Here is a 26,156-nt window from a genome sequence, read left to right on the forward strand (position 1 = left end):
GGGCTTTGCCTGCATAATTCTGCAAAGGAGTATCTCATGAAAAAAACATTTATTTTCACACTTCTAACTATTTTAACATTGGGTCTTTTTCGTCCAGCCACTGCGCTAGCTGAAGAGCGGAAGTTGCCGTCTGGTACGGATCGAGACAAAATTGGTCAAAAAATCCAAGACTATGTCAAAGAGCACGAAAAGACAACAGCTGGCATGGAGGCAGCTGTCTTTGACAAGGACGGTACCATTTATCAAGGAAATTTTGGCTATATGAACAAAGAAAAGGGAATCAAAGCTGATGACGGCAGTGTTTTTGAATGGGGCTCCGTGACTAAGCTGACCGTCTGGGTCTCTGTCATGCAGCTCTGGGAAGAGGGCAAAATCGACCTAGAAGCAGACATCAAAACTTATCTGCCAGAGGGCTTTCTCAAGAATCTCCGCTATGACAAGCCCATCACTATGCTAGATTTGATGAACCATCAGTCAGGTTTTGACGAGGCTACCTTGTACATGCGAAGCGATAAAAGTATCGAAGAAATCCTTAAAGAACAACAACCTATTCAGTCCTTTGAACCGGGAACAACGACAGCTTATTCAAATTACGGTACTGGCTTGGCTGCATTGATTGTCGAGCGGATCTCCGGTCAGAAGTTTGTTGATTATGCCCATGAGCATATTTTCCAACCGCTGGGCATGGACAAGACAGCTATTTTGCCAGACCTATCAGACAATTCTTACGTCCAGAAAAAACGTCAAGAGGCCAAAGGATATGACATCCAAGGAAAAGTTCTGAGCAAGGATAGTTACATCGTTGGCCTCTATCCTATCGGTGCGGCTACTGGTACCTTGAAAGACTTACAGAAGTTCGCCCAAGCCCTGCTGGCTCGCAAGACGCTCTTTGAGCGTCCAGAGACTTGGAGTACCTTCTACAGCCCAAGCCTGACCTATCCTGGAACAGATACTGCCCGTAACGCTCATGGCTTTTGGGCTAACGAATATGGCACTACAGTGCTAGGACACGGCGGAAATACACTTGGCTTTAGCTCACGGATGATATTGGACTTGGAGCATGGTATCGGCTATATTGTCATGACTAATCAGAGTACAGAGCAAAATTATAATTTCCAAATGCCAGAGCTCGTCTTTGGGCCACGTAAAACAGCCAGCAAGGAAACCCAAGAGCAGTTTAGTCCAGGCTATTACCGCACTCTACGCAACTTTAATCAAGGACCGCTGGCTATCTTTAAAATGGTTTCAGGCTTTGCAAATAATTGGCAAAAACCTTCTGAAGATCAACGATTGTTAAATAACTTCTGGACCATTTATCAGAGCAAAGGCAAGCCCCATATCGCATTAGGTGTCGCAGACTACGAGAAAATTTCTGACTTTGATTTCTATAAAGACTTTATTGTTCTTGGCTCTGGTGGACTTGGTATCATCTATGCCCTTGGTCTACTCCTCATTAGTCTGATTCTAGGAGCCTATCGACTCATCTTCCGTAAAAAACAAGATCAGCCAGACCACGTGTGGAAAGTCTGGAACATTCTAACAGCTGTTGGGGTTTTGGCTTTTCCAATTAATCTCTTTCTAATGTTTGTGGCGCAGGCTTCAGGAGATTTTAGCGAGATTGCTCAGTGGCGTTACATACTCTTTGCAGGTCTGGGCTTGTTCTTAGCAGGCTGTGCGCTTTATCCGCTCTTTAGCAAGGATCGTAAGGATCTCGGAAAAGGACGCCTCTTCCTAACAGCCGTGACCAGCCTATCTGCTTTAGCAGTGGCCGCTAATATCCTCTATTGGTCCCTCTATCAGTGGTGGGTATTCTAATTATGAAAGGAGCCAGCTATGAAAAAAACATTTTCCCTAATCCTTTTAACTTTTCTGACTATAGGACTCTTTCGACCAATTACCGCACTGGCTGAAGAACAGAAACTCCCATCTGGTATCGAACGGAACCAGATCGGCCAGAAAATCCAAGACTATGTCAAGGAGCATGAAAAGATGACTGCCGCTATGGAAACAGCAGTCTTTGACAAGGATAGCACCATTTACCAAGGCAACTTTGGTTATATGGATAAAGAAAAAGGCATCAAAGCTGACAACAGCAGCGTCTTTGAATGGGGCTCCGTGACCAAGCTGACCGTCTGGATAGCTGTCATGCAGCTCTGGGAGCAAGGTAAGATTAACCTAGAAGAAGATATTCGCGCCTATCTGCCAAAGGGCTTTCTTAGAAATCTCCGCTATGACAAGCCTATTACTATGCTGGATTTGATGAACCATCAGTCTGGATTTGACGAAGCCCCTCTCTATATGCAAGGGGGCAAGAGTTTAGAGGATTTGCTGCTTCAATATCAGCCGGCACAGTCCTTTCAGCCGGGCACAACGACAGCTTATTCCAACTACAGTACGGGGTTGGCGGCCTACATTGTGGAACGAATTTCTGGGCAATCCTTTGTTGAGTATGTTCATGAGCATATCTTCCAGCCTCTGGGCATGGAGAGAACGGCCATAGCGCAAGACTTGTCTGACAATGCTTATGTCCAAGCCAAGCGCAAGGAAGTAAAAGGATATGCGACAGATGGCAGCCTGTTAGGCGATGCACTTTATGAAGTCGGCCTGTATCCAGTTGGTCGAGCCACAGGAACATTGAGTGATTTTCAAAAATTTGCTCAGGCTCTGCTAAGTCGTAAAACTATCTTTACTCGGTCGGAGACTTGGACGACTCTCTATTCGACGACAGCAACCTATCCTGATACAGACATCGTTCGTAATGCTCATGGCTTCTGGGCCAGTAAATTTGGCGTTACAGTGCTAGGGCACGGAGGGAATACAAATGGTTTTTCCAGCTATCTCCTGCTGGATCTGAAGGATGGTATCGGCCAGGTAATCATGACCAATCAAGGTGTAGAAGAAATTTATAATGATGGCATGCCAGAATTGATTTTCGGAAAACGTCCGACAGCTAGTGCAGATACTCAGAAAAAGTTCGAACCTGGCTACTATCAAATCCTTCGGAATTTTAATCAAGGTCCGCTTTCTTTGTATCAGCTCTTTGCAGGTAATTTGCTTCATATGAAGAAGCCGTCCTCGGAGAGAATGGATCATTTGTTTTGGACTATTTATAAAAGTGGAAATGGCAAAACGCGAATCGCTACTCCAGTCAGTGATTTCGAGAAAGTCCCTGACTGGGAAATCTGGACTAAGTTTAGCTTAATTGCTTTGGCAGCTTTAAGTGTCGTTTATGCTTTGGGTAATCTACTTGTTCGGCTTGTGCTAGTCCTTTATCGACTGGTTTTTGGCAAAGAAAAAAGCAAGCAAAATCGAGCTTGGAAATGGTGGCACATCTTGACAGCTGCAGGAGTAGTGGCCGCGGCTTGCAATTTACTCTTGCTCCTGCTTAGCTCAAGCGCAACAGATCTCAGTATCATCGCTCAGTGGCGTTATATGGTTTTTGCAGGTCTGGACTTGTTCTTAGCAGGATGTGCGGTTTATCCGCTCTTTAGCAAGGCTCGAAAAGGTCTCGGGAAAGGCCGCCTCTTCTTGACAGTTCTGACTAGTCTATCTGCGTTGACTATTGTCGCCAATATCCTCTACTGGTCGCTCTACCAATGGTGGGTGATGTAGTTTAAAAATTTTGAAACAAGAAAAGAGCCGGCATATAAGCTGGCTCTTCGTTTGGTTTTATACATTCAGCACCTTGTCCAAGAAGTCCTTAAGACGTGGATGCTGTGGATTGTCAAAGATTTGGTCTGGCTTGCCGTCCTCTAGGAATTCACCATCAGCGGTAAAGATAACGCGGTTGGCTACCTGACGAGCAAAGCCCATCTCATGGGTCACAATCAGCATGGTCATACCTTGCTGGGCCAGATCCTTCATAACGTTGAGAACATCGCCGACCATTTCAGGGTCAAGGGCAGAAGTCGGCTCGTCAAAGAGCATGATATCTGGATTCATGGCCAGACCTCGAGCAATAGCTACCCGCTGCTTTTGACCTCCGGACAGGCTGTCTGGACTGGCATCAGCCTTATCAGCCAAGCCGACCTTTTCCAAGAGCTCCATACCCAGCTTATTTGCCTCGTCTTGAGTCAAGCGCTTGTGCTCAACAGGAGCAAAGGTGATATTTTCCAGAACTGTCATGTGCGGGAAGAGGTTGAAGTGCTGGAAGACCATACCGATATTTTCTCGGACCAGATCCACATCAGTCTTTTTGTCCGTCAGATCAAAGCCATCAACCGTGATGGTTCCGCTGGTCACTTCCTCTAGCAGGTTGAGACTGCGCAGGAAGGTTGACTTACCAGAACCGGAAGGACCGATGATGCAGACCACATCTCCCTCGTAGAATTTAGCGGTAATTCCCTTTAGGACTTCGTTTTCCCCGTAATATTTATGAAGATCGTTCACATCGATTTTTAATTTTGCCATTACTTAATCCTCTTTTCTAAGCGTTTTGCCAAGCGGGTCAAGAGCGTGATAATGATGAGATAGAGCACGGCTAGGATAGCATACATCCGGAAACTCTGATAGTTGCGGGCGATGATGTCCTTACCCGTTTTGAAGAGCTCGGCCAGTCCAATAGCTGAGACAATCGTTGTATCCTTGAGCGCGATGACAAATTGATTGACAAAGTTTGGCAGCATAATCTTGGTTGCCTGTGGCAGGATAATCTTGCGCATGGTCTTTGAGTAGGAAATCCCCAAGCTACGGCTGGCTTCCATCTGTCCAACTGGAACGGCCTGGATACCTCCGCGGACAATTTCAGCGATATAGGCGCCGGCATTGAGAGAAAGGGCGATGGTTCCTGCGACGAAAGCATTGATTGGACTTTGTTGACCAGTCATGGATTCGATTAAGTTAGGAATCCCCCAGAAGATAAAGGCTGCTACAATCATCAGCGGAATACCACGAATGACATCGACAAAGATTTCTGCAATCCAGCGCAGCGGTTTATAAGGGCTGACGCTGAACATACCAAAGATAATCCCGATGACCATAGCAATCGCAAATGAAATCAGAGCCAAAGCAATCGTTACTCCCAGACCTTTAAGAAGTTCTTGGTAGTTGTTTTGCAGCAAGCCCCAAATAGTGGACTCATCTACAGTGGATTCCTTTTCTTCGCTAGCCAGATACTTGTCTAAAATCTCTTGGTACTTGCCGCTTTCTTTGAGGTTGGCTAGCCCATTGTTAAACATCTCAATCAGCTCAGGATTGCTGCCTTTTTTAACTGCGAAAGCGACTTGGCCACTTGGTGTACCTTCAATAGGTGTTTTAAGTTTCTTGCCTTGTTTGATAGCGTATTTGACAACGGGCTCATCATCCATCACAGCTGCGACTGAGCCAGTATTGAGACTGTCATACATGGAAGCCGCATCTGAGAAAGTTTTGATAGAGTAGCCGTACTTGCTCTTGTTTTCCTCAAGGAAAGTCTGAGAAGCGGTACCGGTTTTGACACCGACTGTCTTACCCTTGAGTTCCTCGTAGGACTTGATATTGCTGCTGTCCTTGACTGCCAAGATAGAGTTGGCTGTGTAGTAAGGGTCAGAATAGTCAAAAGTTTTCTTGCGGGCATCAGTGACAGACATGCCGGCGATAATTCCATCAGCCTGACCGGTCTGAACACTATTAATAGCTGCATCAAAGCCAGGGTTGGTTACTTCTACAGTAAAGCCTTGGTCTTTGGCAATAGCCTTAATCAGCTCCATGTCAATCCCAGTGTATTGGTTGCTGTCATCTTGGAAGACAAATGGAGCAAAAGATGAGTCGCTGGCAATAATGTATTTGTCTTTTGTAGGAGTAGCTTTTTGACCGGCAGGAGTAGAAGTCTCTGGAACAGCTGAGTCAGAGCTGCCTTTAGAAGCCGTCCATTTATTGATGATTTCATCCAGACTGCCGTCTTTCTTCATCTGCGCTAAAGCTTCGTTAAACTCAGTAACTAAGTGCTCATGTTTGCTACCTTTTTTGACACCGAAAGCAAAGCTACCAACAGCCTCACCTTTCATAGAAATTTTCAGGTTTTGACCTTGATTGATGGCGTACTCAATGACCGGCTGATCATCCATCACTGCATCGACATCACCAGCAGAAAGGCTGTTATACATCAAGTCACCTGTGTCAAAGGTTTTGAGAGTGAAGCCGTACTTATCCTTGTTCTTCTCAAGAAAGCGTTGGGCAGCTGTTCCTGTTTTGACACCGACTTTCTTTCCTTTCAGCTGTTCATATTTGCTGATGGTGTTTGCCTTGGTCGTCGCGATAACGACCTTGGTGTCATAGTAGGTATCAGACATGGTAAAGACTTTTTCACGCTCGCTTGTCTTAGTCATACCAGCCATGATAGCGTCCGCTTGGCCAGCTTGGACGGCATTGACAGCTGCATCGAAGCCCGGGAAGCTCATGTCAATGTCCCAGCCTTTGATTTCTGCGACCTTGTTGATGATATCAACGTCAATCCCCTTGTAAGTCTGATCAGAATCTTTAAATTCAAATGGTGCGTAAGCAGTATCGGATACGATTTTAACCGTATCTGCCTGGGCTGTCGCCCCTAACGCAAAAAATGGAAATAATGTTAGCAAGACTGCTAAGAATTTTTTCTTCATTTTCTTCCTCCTTTTTAGCATTCTAGCATTATAGCAAAAAAACACTGATTAGGCAAATTTCTCCTGTTTTTATGTTAGATTTTCTGACATAAAAACTCTCCGCATTTCTCAAAAATACCCAAGACTTTTCTTTGTTCTTAGAGTAAAGTCTGCTATACTGGAAATGAATGAAAGCAAGGTTAGAATGAGGTTCTTATGAAAAAATCACGTATCTTGGACGGAGTCAATCAAGCTCGCTTTGTCCCTCCTTATATTTTGTCTCTTTTACTAGCCGTTATTTTTGTGCAAGGAGGACAGAAGTTGGCCTATCTGGCTTTGGAGCCAATTTCGGCTGTGCTTAGTCTTATGCTAGGTTTCTTGGGGCAAGGCGGATTCTTTGAAATCTTCTTCTATTTTGCCCTGCCTTTTCTCTTATTCGGCTTTGTATTTATGATACTGGCTCTCTTTCTCTGGGTACGCTGGGCTGAAGGACGACCGCTCGCGACTCTGGGCTTTGTCAAAAAAGGAAGTTTAGTAGAGCTAGTCAAAGGATTGGCAGTAGGTTTTCTCCTCTTTAGTCTAGTTGCTCTGCTTATGCTGTTGAGCGGAGCCGGCTCTTTCGAATGGGGACAGCTGACGCTGGAACCTTTCCTCTATATCTTGATTTTGCTTCCGCTTTGGATGATTCAGGGTGGAGCAGAAGAGCTAGTGACACGCGCTTGGCTGCTGCCAGTTGCTGTCAAAAATACCAACCTCCCCATCGGTTTGCTGACTTCAAGCCTGCTCTTTGCCCTCTTGCACCTAGGCAATCCAGATATTGGTATTCTCCCCATTGTTAACATTGCCTTATTTGGCCTCTTTGCAAGTCTTTATCTGCTCTGGACGGACAATGTTTGGGGGATTATAGGCCTTCATACTGCTTGGAACTTTAGCCAAGGCAATATTTACGGTTTCAGCGTTAGTGGTACTGGTGTGGACGCGGCAGTCCTGAACTTTGTTCCTAAGTCGGAATGGAGCTGACTGACTGGTGGAGCTTTCGGCGCTGAAGCCTCTATTTTCAGCTCGCTCATTCTCTTGCTGGCTGTCCTCTATTTGCTTATCAAGATGAAAAAAGACGGTAGTTTGACTGAGTTAGTGGAAAAGAAGTAGAAACAGTACGAACGGCTCTCTTTTGCTCAACCTAAAATAATATGCTATAATAAATTAAAATGAGGAAAGGAATAATTATATGTTTAAATCTCGTATGTTGGATGCTATCAAGCAATCGCGTTATATTCCGCCGATTTGGTTGGCTATCTTGATTGCTATAGGCTTTGTTTATGGAGGAGGAATTTTAAGTTTTGTCGGAATGTTACCAATTGGTATCATTGTCGGACTCTTGTTTGGCTTTGCAGATCCGACGATTAATCGGACAGAAGCAATGGCAGCCATTAGTCACTATACGGTCTTTTTTCAGCTAGCTGGTTTCTTTTTTATCGCTCTCACTGTCTTTCTATGGGTTCGATATCGTGAGAAGCGGCCTTTTTCTAGTCTGGGATTTTATAAACAGGACTGGTTCAAAAATCTCCTCAAAGGATTCCTTATTGGCGCCGTTCAGTTTTCACTGGTTGTTGTCTTGCTCTTGGTAACGGGGACAGGCAGTCTGAAATTTGGTCAGCTTAACTTGCAGTCTTTGATTTTTGTCCTAGCTATCATTCCTTTCTGGATTCTCCAAGGTGGGACAGAAGAGCTAGTGACGCGTGGTTGGCTCTTTCCAGCAGTTAGCGCTAAGTCAAATATCTTCATTGGTATCTTGATTTCCAGCGCTCTATTTGGGGCTCTGCACCTCTTTAACCCTGGTGTGACCGTTCTTTCTATTGTCAATATCATACTAGACGGTATCTTTGCTTGTTTCCTTATGCTCAAGTATGACAATATGTGGGTACTGGCTGGTATGCACGGCGCTTGGAATTTTGTGCAAGGAAATATCTATGGCATTCAGGTCAGTGGCCAAGGAGCATCTACCTCTATCTTGAACTATAGCTCGCAATCTTCTGTCGATATACTGTCCGGTGGAGCCTTTGGAGCTGAAGGATCTATTTTTGCCAGTATCGTCCTGATTGGCTGCATTGCCTATCTTTACTGGTCATTAAAGAAAGAAAATCGCCTGCCTCAGGCGCTGATGTTTAAGAAATAAGCATTTCGCCCAGTTGAGCTGGGCTTTTTTATGTCTTTTAACGAGATGTGTGACAAGGGACAGACGATGGTAGAAGCGTGGCCATTCTACCTACACCCAAATCCAGAGAAAATAGGGCAAATATGGTAAAATGATAGAAGCACAATTTGAGGAATAAAAGATGATTAACAGAATTACAGATAATAAATTTGAATTGGTTTCTAGGTACGATCCTTCAGGTGACCAGCCTCAGGCTATCGAGCAGCTGGTGGATAATATAGAGGGGGGCGAGAAAGCCCAGATTCTCATGGGAGCGACTGGTACTGGTAAGACCTATACCATGAGTCAGGTTATTGCTCAGGTCAACAAGCCGACACTGGTTATCGCCCATAATAAGACCCTGGCCGGCCAACTTTATGGTGAGTTTAAGGAGTTCTTCCCCAATAACGCAGTGGAATACTTCGTTTCCTACTATGATTACTACCAGCCTGAGGCCTATGTGCCTTCCAGCGATACATATATTGAAAAGGATAGCTCGGTCAATGACGAGATTGACAAGCTCCGTCACTCAGCGACATCTGCTCTCTTGGAGCGCAATGACGTGATTGTCGTGGCTTCGGTCTCTTGTATCTATGGTCTAGGTTCGCCTAAGGAATACTCCGACAGCGTGGTAAGCCTGCGTCCTGGACTAGAGATTTCCCGTGACAAGTTGCTCAATGATTTGGTAGATATCCAGTTTGAGCGCAATGACATTGATTTTCAGCGGGGGAAATTCCGCGTTCGAGGCGATGTGGTGGAGATTTTCCCAGCTTCTCGGGATGAGCATGCCTTTCGGGTGGAGTTTTTCGGAGATGAGATTGACCGGATTCGTGAGGTTGAAGCTTTGACAGGTCGAGTCTTGGGCGAGGTGGACCATTTGGCCATCTTCCCAGCCACTCACTTCGTGACCAATGAAGACCACATGGAAGTGGCGATTGCTAAGATTCAGGCGGAGCTGGAGGAGCAGCTTGCTATCTTTGAGAAGGAAGGCAAGCTTCTGGAAGCTCAGCGCTTGAAGCAGCGCACAGAGTACGATATCGAAATGCTGCGTGAAATGGGCTATACCAACGGTGTTGAGAACTATTCTCGCCACATGGATGGTCGAAGCGAAGGAGAGCCGCCTTATACCCTTCTGGACTTTTTCCCTGATGACTTCTTGATTATGATTGACGAGAGTCACATGACCATGGGACAGATTCGGGGTATGTACAATGGTGACCGCTCTCGTAAGGAGATGCTGGTTAATTATGGTTTCCGTCTGCCGTCTGCCTTGGATAACCGCCCGCTGCGCCGAGAAGAATTTGAAAGCCATGTTCACCAGATTGTCTATGTATCGGCTACGCCAGGCGACTATGAAAATGAACAAACGGATACTGTTATTGAGCAGATTATCCGGCCGACAGGGCTTCTGGATCCAGAGGTGGAAGTCCGTCCAACCATGGGGCAAATTGATGATCTTTTGGGCGAAATTACTGCGCGTGCGGAGAAGAATGAGCGGACCTTTATCACAACCCTGACCAAGAAGATGGCAGAAGATTTGACGGACTACTTCAAGGAAATGGGTGTCAAGGTCAAGTACATGCACTCGGACATCAAGACCTTAGAGCGGACTGAGATTATCCGAGACCTGCGCTTGGGTGTCTTTGATGTATTGGTTGGGATTAACCTGCTGCGCGAGGGAATCGACGTGCCGGAGGTTAGTTTGGTGGCAATTCTTGATGCAGACAAGGAAGGTTTCCTCCGCAACGAACGCGGTCTTATCCAGACTATTGGCCGAGCAGCTCGCAACAGCGAGGGGCATGTGATTATGTATGCGGACACCATGACCCAGTCCATGCAGCGCGCTATCGATGAAACTGCCCGCCGTCGGGCAATCCAGATGGCATATAATGAAGAGCACGGCATTGTACCGCAGACCATCAAGAAAGAAATCCGTGACCTAATCAGTGTGACTAAGGCTGCCTTGCCAGACAAGGAAGAAACCGTCGAAATCGAAAGCCTCAACAAGCAAGAACGCAAGGACATGATTAAGAAACTGGAAGGTCAGATGCAAGAAGCTGCAGGACTTCTTGACTTCGAATTGGCCGCACAGATTCGCGATATGATTCTGGAAATAAAGGCGATGGATTGAGGGGTATAAAGGAGAGAACAAATGGTCATCACAATCAAAGCAATGGAAACAGCTGAGGAGATAGAAGGGAAATCCCGAGTTCATTGGCAGACATGGCGTGAAGCTTATGATGAGATTTTGCCTGCGGAATTTCAAGAGCAGATGACTTTGGATAAGTGCCGGTTTTATAGTCAAAAATATCCTGAAGATACTTTGATCGCTTTGGATGATGCTAAAGTGGTCGGTTTTGTTAGCTACGGTGATTTTCGAGATTCAGCTACGATAGCAGGTGAAATTTTCGCCTTATATGTCTTAAAAGAGTATTATGGCAAGGGTGTAGGACAGCAGCTCATGCAGGCTACTTTTGCTGCCTTGTTTAGTTATCCAGAGATTGTATTGTGGGTGTTAGAAGACAACAAACGTGCCATCGCTTTTTATAAAAAAATAGGTTTTGTTTTTGACGGTCAGGAAAAGGTCATTGACCTAGGAAAAGCCGTGAAAGAAAAACGGATGATTTACACTAGAAACTCTAACAGTTAGTTTGGGAATAATAGATATATTTGTAAGGAGCACTATATGCGTTATGCACTTTTACTCCGCGGCATTAATGTCGGCGGGAAAAACAAGGTCGTTATGGCTGATTTGAAGAAGGATTTGGCTGGGTTGGGTTTTGAAAATCCAGTTTCCTACATCAATAGCGGCAATCTTTTCTTTGATAGCGAGGAGCAGGAGGAAAGGATTCGGGAGATCTTGTCGGCTTATTTCAGTCAGTCTTACGATTTCCCTCTGCCTTTTGTCCTTGTCAGCTCTGCCATGCTTGAAAAAGAAATAGCCAATCTGCCTATTTGGTGGCAGGATGAAACAGTCTTTCGGCGCGATGTTCTCTTTTATCTGCCAGAGGTAGACAGGGAAAGCGTTCAAGAGCTAGCAGGCAGTTGGGCAAATGACAAGGAGCAGCTGCATTTCGGGCAGACGGCTTTCTTTTATAGCAATGCTGACCAAGCGGACTATCTCAAGTCCAACTACCATAAGAAACTGCTCAAATCTAGTTTTTACAAGCAACTAACCATCCGAAACGGCAAGACTTTCCAGAAGATTGTGGAGTTGGTTGGAAATGAGTGAGCTAAATATGGAAGATGAAAGGTGAGAAAATAGTGAAGCGATGGAAATTTTCGAGTAAAGTTATTTGGTTAGTGTTCTATATCTTGTTATTTATCTTTGTATTACTACATTTTATATTGAGTCTCTTTGGCTTGGCCTTTACGCCCCTCCTGTGGAACAAATGGCTTTTTCTTCTGGCAACTCTTATATTTTGCAATTTATGGTTTAACTTCCTTAAAAACAGAGAGTTCCGCTGGTTCCATCTTGTCTGGGCGATTCTGAGTGTATTTCCTGCTCTTTTTGCATGGTTCTTTGTTTTCTTTCATTTCTCCATCATCGGATCAGAAAATTCTGTCCCGATTAATATGGACTATGTTACTAATGACAGTGAAGTTATTTTGCGAAAGGGCTTTTTATTAGGTGAATATGATGAACACCATGATTTAGTAAATCCCTATATCATGAAAACCAAGGTCAATCGCGTTCGATATATTGATTAATAATTTGCAAAGGCTCTCTACTGAACAAACTTGCTACGAACTATTACAATGTCACTGTAAAATTCTCCATTTTGTGTCGAAAGGAAAAAATCCATGTCACGTTCCCAAGAAACAATCCTAACAAACATCTGCCTTGTTGAAGATAAGGCGCGAGGTAAGGTCTTGGTTCAGTATCGCTCTCCTAAGCGCTATCGTTGGTCTGGTTATGCCTTCCCAGGTGGGCATATTGAGAAGGGAGAGTCTCTCCATGATGCAGTTGTCCGTGAGATTTTAGAGGAAACGGGTTTGACCATTAGTCATCCCAAATTGGTTGGTGTAAAGAACTGGCATACGGATGAAGGGGTTCGCTACATCGTCTTTTGCTACAAAGCGACTGAATTCTCTGGTCAGATTCATTCGACAGAAGAGGGCGAGATTTCTTGGGTAGATAAGGATAGCCTGCCACAGCTGGACTTGGCTTACGATATGCTTGAACTTCTGCGTATGATGGAAGATGAGGAATTATCTGAATATTACTATCACGAGCGCATAGAAGGTGGCTGGCGCAAGAGTATGTATTAAAAAATGTTTCCTTTTGTGTTTGAAGTGCAAAGATAGAAAGGTAGATGACTGTCATGATTTCATTATGGATTGCTATTATTGCATTTTTTCTTTTGGGTTTAAACCATTTTTTTCCTTCTAGAAATGCTGGATTCGGTTTGAGATTTCCATTTGCTTTTCATACTTTAAAAGGATGGAAGCAGAGCCAATCTAGGTTTTATATATTAGTGATTTTGCTTAATTTACTCATTTTTCTTTATTCTTTCTACATAGATTTAAACGAGATTAGGGTCTTGGGCTTGTCAATTATTAGTATTGTATTTTCTGGAATATTAATTTTTTTAATTTCTTTTAAAGAATAGTTTGATTGTTTTATCAGTGATTTTTATAGCGACTATTTATTATTTGAAAGCCGGCTGGCGCAAGAGTATGTACTAAAAAGACTGACTAGGTTATATCCTAATCAGTCTTTTTCAATGTTATTCCAGCAAAAAACCTAAATCTCTCAAAGCTGCTTCGACATAGTCCAGATCTTGCTGGGAGTCGGCTTGTACTAGGTGATAGTGGACTCCATCTGTCAGCTCAGATAAGGGGCGAAAGGCACAGGATGCGACTTGCTGGAGAAAATGCTGGACATCGCGGCGGCAGGTCAGCTTCAGGTAAGTCTGGATTTCGCCATAAACTGGATGCTCAATCAAAATAGTCTGTACGCGTCCACCATTGTCCACGATAGCCAGCAACTCAGCTTCCATATCCTCAGCCCCATGCTGAACCTTGAAGAGCTGATGGACAGCAGCATTTTCTTGGCGGTCTTTATAAAGATAGCCACGATTGGTTGAGAGGATGGGGGCACCATCAGCCCGCAAGAGGGCGATATCTTGAACTATAATCTGTCTGGTCACATGGAAATGCTCCGCCAGTGACTGGCCATTGAGGGCAGCAGATGATGTTTTCAAAAGGTCTAATAGTTCTTCTCGTCTTTGCTTGGTCATAGCTTCATTGTAAACCAAAAGTCAGGAATCTTCAAGCTCTAGCGAATCTTTTTCAGCGCTTGATAGATGAACTTAGCAATGACAAAGTCGACCATGCTATGGATGACCGTACCAAGTCCAACCAGACCAAATAAGATATAGAAAGCATTAGCTGGATAGGCAGAAGTCGTGTAAAAGAGAATGCAGACGACCACTTCACCAAAGGCATGAATCAAGGCTAGTAGGAAATTAAATATCCAAGTCTTCTTCTGGCTGTCCAGTGTGTCCGGGTGCTTTTGCAGATAAAGAGCGCCGATGCTAGCAAAGAGCAAGTGGGATAGGGCTCTGAGCGTGATGATAAAAGGAAGTCCGGACATAAAAAATCCAATAGTAGAACCAATCACGACAATCACCGTCATGAGAGGGGAGATAAACATAGCCAAAAAGATAGCGACATGACTGGCTAAGGTGAAGGAAGCGGGCGGAATGACAATTTTAATCGGCATAACCAGCGGGATAACAATGGCTAGTGCAGTCAAAAAAGCGGTCAGTGTCATAAACTGATTTTTAGATCTTGGTTTCATAGTGACTCCTTTTTATCTGTATATACACTAGTATAGTACACTGTTTTTGCAGAAAGGTCAAGACCTGTAGGAAATCCTAAAAGAGATTTGTCAAAATCCTTAAAATAGCTTATACTAGAAAGGTGTGGAATAGGAGAAAACTAGATTTTTAGGATTTAGTTGATCTTCACATGGCTTAGTGTTCTGCTGGACTTGAAAAATGAAGGAAGAGCTTAATCATATATAGAAGGCTGGTATGGAAATTTAGTAGCCTTGACTAGAAATGGAGAAGAAAATGAACAACTTACCAAACTGCCCCAAATGTAATTCAGAGTATGTCTACGAAGATGGAACGCTCTTGGTCTGCCCAGAGTGCGCCTATGAGTGGAATCCTGCTGAGGTCCAAGAAGCAGAAGAAGGCCCAGTAGCGATTGATGCTAATGGTAATAAGCTGGCAGATGGCGACACAGTTACCTTGATTAAGGATCTGAAAGTCAAAGGAGCACCCAAGGATCTCAAGCAGGGAACGCGTGTGAAAAATATCCGCATCGTGGAAGGCGACCATAATATTGACTGTAAGATTGACGGCTTCGGTGCGATGAAGCTCAAGTCAGAGTTTGTTAAGAAAATTTGAGGTCTCTATGAATCGTCGTTTTATCTTAATTTATCGAATTATTCTTTTTATCCTGGCCTTTTTGGGTGTTTATCTGGAAATCACTAAGTATGGCGTGGGCATGCTCATGTACTATACGGTTTTGTCCAATCTCTTGGTCCTGCTCTTTACGGGCTATCTGGTCTATCTGATGATGAGACCTGGCGATGCTTGGAAGGCTCCGAAAATCTTGCGAATCAAGGGCGGGGTGACCATGTCCATCATGATTACTTGTGTCGTTTATCACCTCTTGCTAGCCCCAATTGCGACAGATTTTTACCGCCTAGAGAATTTTTTATGTCATTATATAGTACCCTTGGCGTTTCTTCTGGATACAGTAATCTTTGACAAATCGCGCCAGTACCGTTGGTTTGATCCGATTTCTTGGACGAGTGTGCCTTTGGTCTACATGGCCTTTGCTCTCTTTAATGGCTTTTTCTTGAAAATAGATATTCCAAGATCCAAGGACAATCCATTTCCCTACTTTTTCCTCAATGTCTTTAAGAAAGGCTGGCCCTATGTCATCCAGATGTCTCTGATTATTTTTGCGGCCTACCTGATCTTTGGTTTTGTCTTTTACGGGATAAAATCCATCTCTTTCTCAAAGAAGAAGACTTCTTAGAGACATGTACTTGTAGATGAAAAAACAGATTTGCTCTGTTTTTTTATTTTACTTCGATTTTTTCTTGCCAATATCAGATTTGTATGATATAGTTAACTAGTTAATGATTAACCGGTTAAACAAAAAAGGAGGAAAGAATGAAACACAATCAGAAACTGTTAGGATTAGCAGGGATCATTCTAGCTTGTAATCTTTGCTTGGCTGCTTGTCAATCTCAGACATCTCAACAGGAAAGCGGTCAAGAAAAGGTGAAGACCAAGCAAGAAGTGAAGAAGAAAAGCAAGGCGACCAAAAAAGGACAAGTTCCTGGTGTTGATAAGCCGACGGATGATGGTTTTCTCTTCAAAAGCGAGTCTCAAATTAAAGCTAGAACTAGTGAAGGTTTGATTTTAGAGCATGATGGCCATACGCACTTTATTTTTTATTCTGACCTAAAGAATAGTAAATGGGCCTATCTGATACCAAAAGATGGGCAAGTGCCTGCAGACTCCCCTCAGCTGGCAAATCAAATGAGCATTGCTGATGATGGCTATGTCTTTAATCCTAGAGACATTGTGTCAGAAGACCAATATGGCTATGTTGTGCGTCACGGGGATCATTTTCATTATATTTTGAAGCAGTCAGTGGGTAATCTTGCACAAGCACCGAGTTATCGTCCAACGCCGTCTAGCAATCCTACGGGGCATGTTTATCAGCCAACGCTTAGACCATCTATTCCCCAGCAGCAAGGGACAACTAAACGTCAGTTTGCTGGGATTGATTATCCTACAAGTGATGGATTCTTATTTAGAGGCACAGGGGTAACAGGCAAGTTATCTACTGGCTTGCTGGCAGATCATAATGGTCATACTCATTTCATCCCCTATGAGCAGCTGATTGCTTCACCTTGGGAGTCATTGATTCCAGCAGAACATAAGAAAGCTGCTGAAGATGCCTACTATGGCCGACAAGGGCAAGCACAGCCTTCACCAGAACCGTCGCCAGCACCAGCTCCGACACCTGATCCTGCGCCAAATCCATTAGACGAGGAAAAAGAAATTGCCAAGAAAAAGGCCTATTTGGCTCAGCAATTAGGAATCGATGAAAGTCTGATTCAGGTGAGCGATACAGATAAAGGAAAGGTATTTATCTATCCACATGGTGATCATAGCCATTCGACTTTGGTCAGTGAGATTGATCCGAGCAAGCCTTTTGACCCTCATGGAAATCCGCATGCTCATGACGCAGTTGGTATGGCAACCTTGAAAGCTCTAGGATTTGATGATGAAATCATTGAAGATATTTTACATGCTACGGCAGATACCCCATTCCCATCAGATGAGACGGATACGGAAAAGATGAAAGCCTGGCTGGCAACTGTGAAGTATCTAAATATCGGCCAGCGCAAAGATCCGCTGGAAAGAAAAGGCTTGGAACTGATGCCGAATATTGAGGTTCTGGGGATTGGCTTTACTCCGATAAAGGACATCAGACCAGTGCTGCAATTAAAACATTTGAAACAGCTGTGGATGACAAAGACAGGCGTTACCAACTATGATTTCTTAAAAGAAATTCCGACCTTGGAAGGCTTGGACATTTCCCAGAATGGCATCACTGATTTATCTTTCTTGAAGGATTATCCAAACCTCAAAACAGTGGCAGCAGCGGGGAATGACCTTACCGATATTACACCTTTGGAGAAGCTGAAAAATCTGGAGTCATTGAACCTTGACTACAACAATATCTCTGATATTTCTGCTTTGACCAAGCTTTCAAAATTAAAAGCGGTAAGTTTAGAGCACAATCAGCTGCACGATATTTCTGCTCTGAGCCAAAAAGAAGATTTAACAAGGCTTTTCTTATCCAACAATCCAAACTTAAATCTCAATTCGCTTAAGGCTTCCCATCTGGAAGAATTAACAGCTGACAATTCCAATGTTGAGAGCTTGAACTTCCTGAAGTCTAATCCAAATCTGACAACTCTAAGCTTAAATGGCAATCGTCTGACTTCGCTGGCAGGAGTTGAAGCTGCTAAGAATTTAGTAACTTTGTCCGCAAGTCAAAACAAGATTACATCTTTGGATATTCCAGCCGCTCAGTCTTCCTTGAAGAATTTAAATTTGGCTGAAAATGAGTTAAAAAACTTGGAAGGAATTAATCAGTTTAGGGCTTTAGACAATTTGGCTGTCAACAAGAATAAAATCACAACCTTGGCGCTGCAGGAACCAAATAAGACGGTGACTTATATTAATGTCAGCGACAATCACATCCCTAAAGCAGAGCTTGAATTGAATGAAAATAAAATTCCGAAAGCCTTGGCGCTGCATTTCCCAGATGTTCAGGGTGGCAGCATTGACAATAATAAGCCGGCTGATCCAAAAGAAGAAAACAAGGAAGCGCCTAAGGAAAGTGAGCCTAATAAGGCAGATGTCCAAGGGAAGCCAACATCCGATAAGCCAGCCTCAGCTCAAGCAAGCAACCAAGGAGCTTCAAATGATAGTGAGCATGCAGCTGGATCTCCTGAAGCAGAGTTAAACAATCGAGATGAGAATCTAGAAAACTCTTCTAAGCCGTCACCAGAAGAAGTGCCAACTGCTGAAAATCCTGAATTAAAAGACGAGCCAGCTCAAGCAGAAGACAAAGAAAATCCAAAGAATTCAAAAGATAAGGAAAAAGAAGAGAAAGAAGCTAATCACTAATCCTTACTTAGTCAAGTAGAAAAAATACAATTTTTTCTTGAAATAGTTTTGAATTTGTGATATAGTATAAAAAATTGAATAATCCTTTAATTCTATCCAGAGAGATAGACAAGGAGCAAGTAAAAAGATGGGTGGAGTGTAAGCAAGTGCGTCTTGTTTTAGCTTGCCTGACTAGATTTTTCTGAAGTCTCCTTGTATAAGGAGACTTTTTCTGTTATTTGAGGAGGAAAGAATGAAAACAAAAGAAGTTGTCGATGACATCACCATGAATCGCGCGATTACGCGGATTACCTATGAAATCATCGAGCGCAACAAGGACTTGAACCAAGTGGTCTTGGCTGGCATTAAGACCCGTGGGGTTCACTTGGCTCACCGGATTCAGAAGCGGTTGGTTCAGTTGGAGAATATCGATATTCCAGTCGCAGAAGTAGATACCAAGCCTTTTCGAGATGATATCAAGGTTGAGGAAGATACGACAGTGATTCCAGTAGATATTACCGACCGTCAAGTAATCCTGATTGACGATGTCCTCTACACAGGACGGACCATCCGAGCAGCTATCGACAATCTGGTCAGTCATGGACGTCCCTCTCGGGTTGGTCTGGCTGTCTTGGTAGACCGTGGTCACCGCGAGCTGCCTATACGGGCAGATTATGTCGGCAAGAACATTCCGACTAGCCAAACTGAGGAGATTATTGTTGAGATGACCGAGACAGACGGTCAAGATCGCGTTTTGATTATGGGGGAGTAATAAGCTAAATGAGTCAAGATGTTAAGTATGATGTGCATGATATGCCAAAGCCAGGTCTGCTTTTAGGACTATCCTTTCAGCACTTGTTCGCCATGTTTGGGGCGACGGTCTTGGTACCGATTCTGGTGGGAATTGACCCAGCGGTAGCCCTCTTTTCCAGCGGTCTGGGAACACTGGCCCATCTGACTGTTACCAAGTACAAGATTCCGGCTTACATGGGCTCTAGTTTTGCTTATATCGCAGCCATGCAGATGCTGATGAAGACAGATGGTATCGGAGCGGTTGCACAGGGAGCCATCACTGGTGGTCTGGTCTACTTTATCGTGGCACTGATTGTCAAGTTTGCTGGAAATGCTTGGATTGACAAGGTGCTGCCGCCAGTAGTGGTTGGGCCTATCATCATGGTCATTGGTCTGAGCTTGGCTGGAACAGCTGTTAGCGATGTGATGAATAAGACAGCAGCTAATGGTGAAAAGGTTTATGATTTGACCTACTTCATTATCGGTATGGTCACTCTCTTGGCAGTTATCCTCTTTAATATCTATGGTAAGAAGATTGTGGGAATCATCCCAGTCTTGCTAGGCCTGATAGTCGGCTACATCTTTAGCTTGATTCTAGGGGCTGTGACTGGGCAGGAAATCGTTTCTTTTGCCAAGGTTGGGGAAGCATCTTGGTTCCACCTTCCGCCTATGAGTCTGCCTTTCTTGGACTACGATGTGAAATTTTATCCTAGTGCGATTTTAACTATGGCGCCTATCGCCTTTGTAACCATGACAGAACACTTCGGGCATGTTATGGTGCTGAATAGCTTGACAGGCAAGGATTTCTTCAAGGATCCGGGTCTAGACAAGACTTTGACTGGTGATGGTCTGGCTCAGATTATTGCAGGGCTTTTCGGAGCACCGCCAGTGACTAGCTACGGAGAGAATATCGGAGTTATGGCGCTCAATAAAATCTACAGTGTCTATGTCATTGCTGGCGCAGCAGTGCTGGCTATTGTCATGAGCTTTGTTGGCAAGGTATCTGCATTGCTCCAATCCATTCCGAGTCCTGTACTGGGTGGTATTTCCATCGCCCTCTTTGGGGTAATTGCTTCGAGCGGTCTCAAAATTCTGATCGAAGCACAGACCAACTTTGACAATAAAAAGAACCTCTTGATTGCCAGTGTTATCTTGGTATCTGGTATCGGCGGTCTGACCTTGCAGCTGTCGGGTCTGCAAATCTCAGGAGTTGCCTTGTCAACTATTCTGGGAATTGTACTCTATCTTGTCCTGCCTGAGCCCAAGGATTGAGCTAGGTGCTAAATCATTAACTTTCGTTCAAAAATAGCTTGCTCTCAGAGCGACTTTACTTGCAGCACTCTGGAAGCCCTCATTCTTTCATAAAGGAGAATTACATCATGTCATCCAATCAAATCGCTCTTAAGAACCTTGTTTCTATGGAAACTCTGTCAAATGAAGAAGTTATGGCCTTGATTAAACGCGGAATCGAATTTAGAAATGGCGCTAAAGTCCATTATGATGAGCAGCATATCGTTTCTAACCTTTTCTTTGAGTCATCTACACGGACCCACAAGGCCTTTGAGGTAGCAGAGTTGAAGTTGGGTTGCGATCTTCTGGACTTTGATGTCAAGACCAGCTCGGTCAATAAAGGAGAAACCTTGTATGACACTATCCTGACCATGTCTGCCCTTGGCGTCGATGTTTGTGTCATTCGCCACCCAGAAGTGGATTATTACAAAGAGCTAGTGGAAAGTCCAACCATTACGACTTCTATCGTTAACGGTGGAGACGGTTCTGGTCAGCATCCTAGCCAAAGCTTGCTGGATTTGATGACTATTTATCAAGAGTTTGGTCGCTTTGAAGGACTAAAGGTTGCGATTGCTGGTGACTTGGACCATTCGCGCGTGGCTAAGTCAAACATGCAGATTCTCAAGCGCTTGGGGGCAGAGCTCTACTTTGCTGGTCCGGAAGAATGGCGGAGCCAAGAGTTTGCGGACTATGGTAAGTTTGTCACCATTGATGAGGTAATTGAAGAAGTGGATGTCATGATGTTCCTGCGCGTGCAGCATGAGCGCCATGACTACGAGTCCATCTTTTCTAAAGAAAATTACCACAGACTGCATGGGCTGACTCAAGAGCGGTATGACCGTATGAAAGATACAGCGATTCTCATGCATCCAGCTCCAGTTAACCGCGATGTAGAAATTGCGGATCATCTGGTCGAAGCACCAAAATCGCGTATCGTTGAACAAATGACCAACGGCGTCTTTGTCAGAATGGCTATTATCGAAGCGGTTCTGAAAGGTCGTCAATAATCTCGGACAGTAGGCCGGGAGTGGGTGAAGCTATGTGAAGCAATCCCACTCCCTATTATTATATATCTTATGTGGATGGTCATGGGCGGTCTGCATCTTGGACAGGAGGGAACAATGGCAAAGAGACTTTTAATATTGGAAAACGGCATGATTTTCGAAGGGGAAGCTTTTGGAGCGGATCTTTTTGTGACAGGTGAAATCGTCTTTAACACAGGCATGACAGGCTATCAGGAATCGATTACGGACCAGTCTTATAACGGCCAGATTTTGACCTTTACCTATCCCTTGGTTGGAAATTATGGTGTCAATCGAGACGACTATGAATCCATTCTGCCAACCTGCAAGGGAGTGGTGGTCTATGAGTATGCACGTCGTGCCAGTAACTGGCGCCAGCAATTGTCTTTGGATGAGTTCCTCAAAATCAAGAAGATACCAGGCATTTCGGGAATTGATACAAGGGCACTAACCAAGATTATCCGCCAGCATGGAACTATGCGGGCAACTATTGCCAATGCGGATGATAGTATTGAGCATTTGCAAGACCAGCTGCAGGCGACTGTTCTGCCAACTGATAACATCAAGCAGGTGTCTACCAAGCAGTCCTATCCAGCTCCGGGAACGGGTCGCAGTGTGGTATTGGTTGACTTTGGTCTCAAACATTCTATCCTGCGGGAGTTAGCTAAGCGCAACTGCAGCGTGACAGTGGTGCCTTATGATACCAGAGCTGAGGAAATTCTCCAGCTCAATCCTGACGGCGTCATGCTCTCAAATGGACCGGGAAATCCGGAAGATGTGCCGGAGGCTCTGGACATGATTCGTGGTGTTCAGGGCAAGATTCCAATTTTTGGGATCTGTATGGGACATCAGCTCTTCTCCATGGCTAACGGTGCTAAGACGCATAAGATGAAGTTCGGCCACCGTGGCTTCAACCATGCGGTACGCGAGATTGCGACAGGCCGAGTTGACTTTACCAGTCAAAATCACGGCTATGCAGTCAGTCGTGAGGATTTGCCAGAATGCCTGATTGTGACTCATGAAGAAATCAATGATAAGTCTGTCGAAGGTGTGCGCCATCGGGATTATCCTGCCTTTTCTGTGCAGTTCCACCCAGATGCTGCGCCGGGACCGCATGATGCAGACTATCTCTTTGACGAGTTTATGGAAATGATGGATGCCCATCAGGCTTACTAGGAAGCAAGATTGAGAGGTGCACTATGCCAAAACGTAAAGATATTCAGAAAATTATGGTCATCGGTTCTGGTCCTATCGTTATCGGTCAGGCTGCGGAGTTTGACTATGCAGGGACTCAGGCTTGCCTGTCCTTGAAAGAAGAGGGCTACAGTGTTGTCTTGGTTAATTCTAATCCAGCGACCATCATGACGGACAAGGAAATTGCGGACCGGGTTTATATCGAGCCTATCACGCTGGAGTTTGTTGCGCGGATTTTGCGTAAGGAGCGACCAGATGCTCTGCTGCCTACTCTGGGTGGCCAGACCGGACTCAATATGGCCATGGAATTATCCAAGTCAGGACTTTTAGAAGAGCTGGGAGTGGAACTCTTGGGAACCAAGTTATCGGCCATTGACCAAGCGGAAGACCGGGATCTCTTCAAGCAGCTAATGGAAGAGTTAGGTCAGCCCATCCCTGAGTCAGAAATTGTTAATACAGTTGATGAAGCACTGGAATTTGCAGCTGAAATCGGCTATCCAGTCATTGTCCGTCCGGCATTTACACTGGGAGGAACTGGCGGCGGTATCTGTAGCAATGAAGAAGAGCTGCAGGAAATCGCAGAAAACGGCCTCAAACTCTCTCCAGTGACTCAGTGTCTGATCGAGCGCTCTATAGCAGGCTTTAAGGAAATCGAATACGAAGTCATGCGGGATGGTGCCGACAATGCGCTGGTCGTATGTAATATGGAAAACTTTGATCCAGTCGGCATTCACACAGGTGATTCTATCGTCTTTGCACCTAGTCAGACTATTTCAGACTATGAATACCAGATGCTGCGGGACGCAAGTCTCAAGATTATTCGAGCACTGAAGATTGAGGGCGGCTGTAATGTGCAGCTGGCTCTGGACCCGCATAGTTTCAAATACTATGTTATCGAGGTCAATCCACGGGTTTCCCGCTCATCAGCCCTTGCCTCTAAGGCGACCGGCTATCCGATTGCCAAGCTGGCGGCGAAAATCGCAGTCGGACTTACATTGGATGAAATCATCAATCCAGTGACAGGCTCTACTTATGCTATGTTTGAGCCAGCTCTGGACTATGTGGTCGCTAAAATTCCACGCTTTCCATTTGATAAATTTGAGCAGGGTGAGCGCCGTCTGGGAACCCAGATGAAGGCGACGGGGGAAGTCATGGCTATTGGTCGCAATATTGAGGAGAGTCTGCTCAAAGCCTGCCGCTCTTTAGAAGTTGGTGTGGACCACAACGAGTTGCCTGCTCTCAGTCAAGTAAGCGATGACGAGCTGATGAGGAAGATTGTCAAGGCGCAAGACGACCGGATTTTCTACATCTCAGAGGCTATTCGCCGTGGTTATAGTCCGGATGAAATTGCCGAACTGACCAAGATTGATGTCTTTTTCCTGGATAAGCTGCTCCATATTTACGAAATTGAGCAGGAGCTGGCCAGTCATATCGGAGATAGCTATGTGCTTAAGAAAGCCAAGCAAAATGGTTTTGCGGATACTAAGATTGCATCCTTGTGGGACATGACAGCCGAGCAGGTGCGTCGCATCCGGCAGGAGCAGAAGATTGTGCCGGTTTACAAGATGGTGGATACCTGTGCCGCTGAGTTCGAGTCTGCGACACCTTATTTCTACTCTACCTATGGCTTTGAAAATGAATCTGTCAAATCCAGCAAGGAATCTGTTCTGGTGCTGGGCTCTGGTCCTATCCGAATTGGTCAGGGAGTGGAGTTTGACTATGCGACTGTTCATTCTGTAAAGGCTATCCAGGCAGCTGGCTACGAAGCGATTATCATGAACAGCAATCCAGAGACTGTATCGACTGACTTTTCTGTCTCTGACAAGCTCTACTTTGAGCCGCTGACCTTTGAAGATGTCATGAATGTCATTGAGCTAGAGCAGCCTAAAGGTGTTATCGTTCAGTTTGGCGGGCAGACAGCCATTAATCTTGCAGAGCCACTGTCCAAGGCTGGTGTGAAGATTTTAGGTACCCAAGTGGCGGACTTGGATCGCGCTGAGGATCGGGATCTCTTTGAGCAAGCTCTGAAGGAACTGGATATTCCACAGCCGCCGGGTCAGACAGCCACTAATGAAGAGGAAGCAGTAGAGGCTGCTCGTAAGATTGGCTTCCCCGTTCTGGTGCGGCCTTCCTATGTTTTGGGTGGCCGTGCCATGGAAATCGTAGAAAACGAAGCGGATCTACGCTCTTATATGCGGACAGCGGTTAAGGCCAGTCCAGACCATCCGGTTTTGGTGGATTCTTACATTGTTGGTGATGAGTGCGAAGTGGATGCCATTTCTGATGGCCGTCAGGTCTTGATTCCTGGGATTATGGAGCATATCGAGCGGGCAGGAGTTCACTCAGGGGATTCCATGGCGGCCTATCCTCCACAAACCCTATCTCAGAAAGTCAAGGATACTATTGCAGACTATACCAAGCGTTTGGCTCTGGGACTCAACTGTATTGGCATGATGAATATTCAGTTCGTCATCAAGGATGAGCAGGTCTATGTCATTGAGGTCAACCCGCGTGCCAGCCGGACTGTTCCTTTCTTGTCCAAGGTGACTGATATTCCGATGGCGCAAGTGGCGACTCGTTTGATTCTTGGGGAAACTTTAGCAGAGCTGGGCTATGAAGATGGTCTTTATCCAGAAAGTTCAATGGTTCATATCAAGGCGCCAGTCTTCTCCTTTACCAAGCTGGCGAAGGTTGACAGTCTTTTGGGACCTGAAATGAAGTCTACCGGCGAAGTCATGGGCAGTGACCGCACGCTCGAAAAAGCACTCTATAAGGCTTTTGAGGCTTCCTATCTCCATCTGCCAAACTTTGGAAATATCGTCTTTACTATTGCAGGCGATAGCAAGGAAGAAGCCTTGCAGCTGGCTCAGCGTTTTGCCAATATTGGCTATGGTATTTGGGCAACCAAGGGAACAGCCTCTTATTTTGAAAATCATGGCCTACACGTCCGTCTGGTGGAAAAAATCGGCAGTGATGATGATAAAGACATTCCAGCCTATATCCGCAAGGGTAAGGTTCAGGCTATTATCAACACAGTCGGAACCAAGCGGACAGCAGATAAGCATGGCCAAATTATCCGCAGCTCAGCTATTGAGCATGGAGTACCACTCTTCACAGCCTTGGACACAGCTGATGCCATGCTGAAGGTGCTGGAAAGCCGTAGTTTCACTACAGAAGCGATATAGAGCTGGAGTTTTCAGTTCCAGATTGTCATTTGACAGTCTGAAAAGTAATCTCATACAGCTAAGCTTGAGAAAAGCATCAGTCCAAGCTTATACTGTCATTGAATAGTAATAGCAAATAATGTTTCAAATATATTGAAATTAAAAGCAAAGTGGAAGTGGGAAAGAATCCTACTTCCTTTTTGCTTTATTTTCTTAAAAAGCTTGAC

The 26,156-nt window shown here is 44.9% G+C and carries 20 protein-coding genes and 1 pseudogene; 17 read left to right on the forward strand and 4 right to left on the reverse strand.

The window, feature by feature from the left end:
• The first annotated feature begins 36 nt into the window (after nt 1–36).
• Both J1C81_RS05160 and J1C81_RS05165 read left to right on the forward strand, forming a co-directional pair.
• Nucleotides 37–1,815, forward strand: coding sequence for a serine hydrolase domain-containing protein (locus J1C81_RS05160; RefSeq protein ID WP_032909702.1), 1,779 nt, complete (start codon nt 37–39; stop codon nt 1,813–1,815).
• A gap of 18 nt (nt 1,816–1,833) precedes the next feature.
• Nucleotides 1,834–3,612 carry a serine hydrolase domain-containing protein gene (locus tag J1C81_RS05165; protein ID WP_002914965.1) on the forward strand — a complete coding sequence of 593 codons (1,779 nt, stop codon included), beginning with the start codon at nt 1,834–1,836 and terminating at the stop codon, nt 3,610–3,612.
• 57 nt (nt 3,613–3,669) lie between these two features.
• Here the strand turns inward: J1C81_RS05165 and J1C81_RS05170 are convergent, their stop codons facing one another.
• Both J1C81_RS05170 and J1C81_RS05175 read right to left on the reverse strand, forming a co-directional pair.
• Complete coding sequence (locus J1C81_RS05170) at nt 3,670–4,410, reverse strand: amino acid ABC transporter ATP-binding protein (protein WP_002895249.1); 741 nt, start codon at nt 4,408–4,410, stop codon at nt 3,670–3,672.
• Nucleotides 4,410–6,578 carry an ABC transporter substrate-binding protein/permease gene (locus J1C81_RS05175; RefSeq protein ID WP_011837081.1) on the reverse strand — a complete coding sequence of 723 codons (2,169 nt, stop codon included), beginning with the start codon at nt 6,576–6,578 and terminating at the stop codon, nt 4,410–4,412. The genes J1C81_RS05170 and J1C81_RS05175 overlap by 1 nt, the downstream gene beginning before the upstream one ends.
• A 195-nt stretch (nt 6,579–6,773) precedes the next feature.
• Between J1C81_RS05175 and J1C81_RS05180 the strand changes: the two are divergent.
• The 7 genes and pseudogenes from J1C81_RS05180 to J1C81_RS05210 all read left to right on the forward strand — a co-directional run bounded on the left by J1C81_RS05180 (nt 6,774) and on the right by J1C81_RS05210 (nt 13,364).
• Nucleotides 6,774–7,706: pseudogene (locus tag J1C81_RS05180) on the forward strand (CPBP family intramembrane glutamic endopeptidase).
• A gap of 79 nt (nt 7,707–7,785) precedes the next feature.
• Nucleotides 7,786–8,733 carry a CPBP family intramembrane glutamic endopeptidase gene (locus J1C81_RS05185; RefSeq protein WP_002914973.1) on the forward strand — a complete coding sequence of 316 codons (948 nt, stop codon included), beginning with the start codon at nt 7,786–7,788 and terminating at the stop codon, nt 8,731–8,733.
• Nucleotides 8,734–8,893: 160 nt separating this feature from the next.
• On the forward strand, nt 8,894–10,882 hold the full coding sequence (uvrB, locus tag J1C81_RS05190; RefSeq protein ID WP_002914974.1) for an excinuclease ABC subunit UvrB: 1,989 nt from the start codon (nt 8,894–8,896) through the stop codon (nt 10,880–10,882).
• A gap of 21 nt (nt 10,883–10,903) precedes the next feature.
• Nucleotides 10,904–11,401, forward strand: a complete 498-nt coding sequence (locus J1C81_RS05195; RefSeq protein ID WP_002914976.1) for a GNAT family N-acetyltransferase — start codon at nt 10,904–10,906, stop codon at nt 11,399–11,401.
• A 36-nt stretch (nt 11,402–11,437) separates the two neighbouring features.
• Nucleotides 11,438–11,983 carry a DUF1697 domain-containing protein gene (locus tag J1C81_RS05200; protein ID WP_002914978.1) on the forward strand — a complete coding sequence of 182 codons (546 nt, stop codon included), beginning with the start codon at nt 11,438–11,440 and terminating at the stop codon, nt 11,981–11,983.
• Nucleotides 11,984–12,555: 572 nt separating this feature from the next.
• On the forward strand, nt 12,556–13,023 hold the full coding sequence (locus J1C81_RS05205) for an 8-oxo-dGTP diphosphatase (RefSeq protein WP_002914982.1): 468 nt from the start codon (nt 12,556–12,558) through the stop codon (nt 13,021–13,023).
• Between the two features lie 44 nt (nt 13,024–13,067).
• Nucleotides 13,068–13,364 (forward strand): hypothetical protein, encoded by a 297-nt coding sequence (locus J1C81_RS05210; RefSeq protein WP_002914984.1) that lies wholly within the window; start codon nt 13,068–13,070, stop codon nt 13,362–13,364.
• Nucleotides 13,365–13,481: 117 nt separating this feature from the next.
• Here J1C81_RS05210 and J1C81_RS05215 read toward each other — a convergent pair whose 3' ends face one another.
• Both J1C81_RS05215 and J1C81_RS05220 read right to left on the reverse strand, forming a co-directional pair.
• The gene (locus tag J1C81_RS05215; protein ID WP_002914986.1) at nt 13,482–14,012 is read right to left on the reverse strand and encodes a transcription repressor NadR; all 531 of its coding nucleotides are present in this window, start codon (nt 14,010–14,012) and stop codon (nt 13,482–13,484) included.
• Between the two features lie 20 nt (nt 14,013–14,032).
• Nucleotides 14,033–14,557 (reverse strand): ECF transporter S component, encoded by a 525-nt coding sequence (locus J1C81_RS05220; protein ID WP_002914987.1) that lies wholly within the window; start codon nt 14,555–14,557, stop codon nt 14,033–14,035.
• Between the two features lie 274 nt (nt 14,558–14,831).
• On the opposite strand from J1C81_RS05220, the gene J1C81_RS05225 reads away from it, so the two are divergent.
• The 8 genes from J1C81_RS05225 to carB all read left to right on the forward strand — a co-directional run bounded on the left by J1C81_RS05225 (nt 14,832) and on the right by carB (nt 25,950).
• A complete protein-coding gene (locus J1C81_RS05225; RefSeq protein ID WP_002897401.1) occupies nt 14,832–15,170 on the forward strand; it encodes a zinc ribbon domain-containing protein YjdM in 339 nt (112 codons plus the stop codon).
• Nucleotides 15,171–15,177: 7 nt separating this feature from the next.
• Entirely contained in the window at nt 15,178–15,810 is a 633-nt protein-coding gene (locus J1C81_RS05230) for a Pr6Pr family membrane protein (RefSeq protein ID WP_002914990.1), read from the forward strand.
• A 137-nt stretch (nt 15,811–15,947) separates the two neighbouring features.
• The gene (locus J1C81_RS05235; RefSeq protein ID WP_002914991.1) at nt 15,948–18,488 is read left to right on the forward strand and encodes a pneumococcal-type histidine triad protein; all 2,541 of its coding nucleotides are present in this window, start codon (nt 15,948–15,950) and stop codon (nt 18,486–18,488) included.
• A 232-nt stretch (nt 18,489–18,720) separates the two neighbouring features.
• On the forward strand, nt 18,721–19,239 hold the full coding sequence (gene pyrR / locus J1C81_RS05240; protein WP_002900180.1) for a bifunctional pyr operon transcriptional regulator/uracil phosphoribosyltransferase PyrR: 519 nt from the start codon (nt 18,721–18,723) through the stop codon (nt 19,237–19,239).
• 8 nt (nt 19,240–19,247) lie between these two features.
• Nucleotides 19,248–20,531, forward strand: coding sequence for a uracil-xanthine permease family protein (locus tag J1C81_RS05245; protein ID WP_002900181.1), 1,284 nt, complete (start codon nt 19,248–19,250; stop codon nt 20,529–20,531).
• 107 nt (nt 20,532–20,638) lie between these two features.
• Entirely contained in the window at nt 20,639–21,556 is a 918-nt protein-coding gene (locus J1C81_RS05250) for an aspartate carbamoyltransferase catalytic subunit (RefSeq protein ID WP_002914992.1), read from the forward strand.
• Between the two features lie 114 nt (nt 21,557–21,670).
• On the forward strand, nt 21,671–22,747 hold the full coding sequence (locus tag J1C81_RS05255) for a carbamoyl phosphate synthase small subunit (RefSeq protein WP_032909561.1): 1,077 nt from the start codon (nt 21,671–21,673) through the stop codon (nt 22,745–22,747).
• 23 nt (nt 22,748–22,770) lie between these two features.
• Complete coding sequence (gene carB / locus J1C81_RS05260) at nt 22,771–25,950, forward strand: carbamoyl-phosphate synthase large subunit (protein ID WP_002914993.1); 3,180 nt, start codon at nt 22,771–22,773, stop codon at nt 25,948–25,950.
• Nucleotides 25,951–26,156: the final 206 nt, after the last annotated feature.

This window comes from Streptococcus sanguinis (assembly GCF_050225395.1).
Classification (GTDB): Bacteria; Bacillota; Bacilli; order Lactobacillales; family Streptococcaceae; genus Streptococcus.

What these genes read in the sequence shown, in the direction of transcription:
- J1C81_RS05160 (WP_032909702.1), top strand. Translation starts at nt 37, where the DNA reads ATGAAAAAAACATTTATTTTCACACTTCTAACTATTTTAACATTGGGT.
- J1C81_RS05165 (WP_002914965.1), top strand. Translation starts at nt 1,834, where the DNA reads ATGAAAAAAACATTTTCCCTAATCCTTTTAACTTTTCTGACTATAGGA.
- J1C81_RS05170 (WP_002895249.1), bottom strand. Translation starts at nt 4,410, where the DNA reads ATGGCAAAATTAAAAATCGATGTGAACGATCTTCATAAATATTACGGG.
- J1C81_RS05175 (WP_011837081.1), bottom strand. Translation starts at nt 6,578, where the DNA reads ATGAAGAAAAAATTCTTAGCAGTCTTGCTAACATTATTTCCATTTTTT.
- J1C81_RS05185 (WP_002914973.1), top strand. Translation starts at nt 7,786, where the DNA reads ATGTTTAAATCTCGTATGTTGGATGCTATCAAGCAATCGCGTTATATT.
- uvrB (WP_002914974.1), top strand. Translation starts at nt 8,894, where the DNA reads ATGATTAACAGAATTACAGATAATAAATTTGAATTGGTTTCTAGGTAC.
- J1C81_RS05195 (WP_002914976.1), top strand. Translation starts at nt 10,904, where the DNA reads ATGGTCATCACAATCAAAGCAATGGAAACAGCTGAGGAGATAGAAGGG.
- J1C81_RS05200 (WP_002914978.1), top strand. Translation starts at nt 11,438, where the DNA reads ATGCGTTATGCACTTTTACTCCGCGGCATTAATGTCGGCGGGAAAAAC.
- J1C81_RS05205 (WP_002914982.1), top strand. Translation starts at nt 12,556, where the DNA reads ATGTCACGTTCCCAAGAAACAATCCTAACAAACATCTGCCTTGTTGAA.
- J1C81_RS05210 (WP_002914984.1), top strand. Translation starts at nt 13,068, where the DNA reads ATGACTGTCATGATTTCATTATGGATTGCTATTATTGCATTTTTTCTT.
- J1C81_RS05220 (WP_002914987.1), bottom strand. Translation starts at nt 14,557, where the DNA reads ATGAAACCAAGATCTAAAAATCAGTTTATGACACTGACCGCTTTTTTG.
- J1C81_RS05225 (WP_002897401.1), top strand. Translation starts at nt 14,832, where the DNA reads ATGAACAACTTACCAAACTGCCCCAAATGTAATTCAGAGTATGTCTAC.
- J1C81_RS05230 (WP_002914990.1), top strand. Translation starts at nt 15,178, where the DNA reads ATGAATCGTCGTTTTATCTTAATTTATCGAATTATTCTTTTTATCCTG.
- J1C81_RS05235 (WP_002914991.1), top strand. Translation starts at nt 15,948, where the DNA reads ATGAAACACAATCAGAAACTGTTAGGATTAGCAGGGATCATTCTAGCT.
- pyrR (WP_002900180.1), top strand. Translation starts at nt 18,721, where the DNA reads ATGAAAACAAAAGAAGTTGTCGATGACATCACCATGAATCGCGCGATT.
- J1C81_RS05245 (WP_002900181.1), top strand. Translation starts at nt 19,248, where the DNA reads ATGAGTCAAGATGTTAAGTATGATGTGCATGATATGCCAAAGCCAGGT.
- J1C81_RS05250 (WP_002914992.1), top strand. Translation starts at nt 20,639, where the DNA reads ATGTCATCCAATCAAATCGCTCTTAAGAACCTTGTTTCTATGGAAACT.
- J1C81_RS05255 (WP_032909561.1), top strand. Translation starts at nt 21,671, where the DNA reads ATGGCAAAGAGACTTTTAATATTGGAAAACGGCATGATTTTCGAAGGG.
- carB (WP_002914993.1), top strand. Translation starts at nt 22,771, where the DNA reads ATGCCAAAACGTAAAGATATTCAGAAAATTATGGTCATCGGTTCTGGT.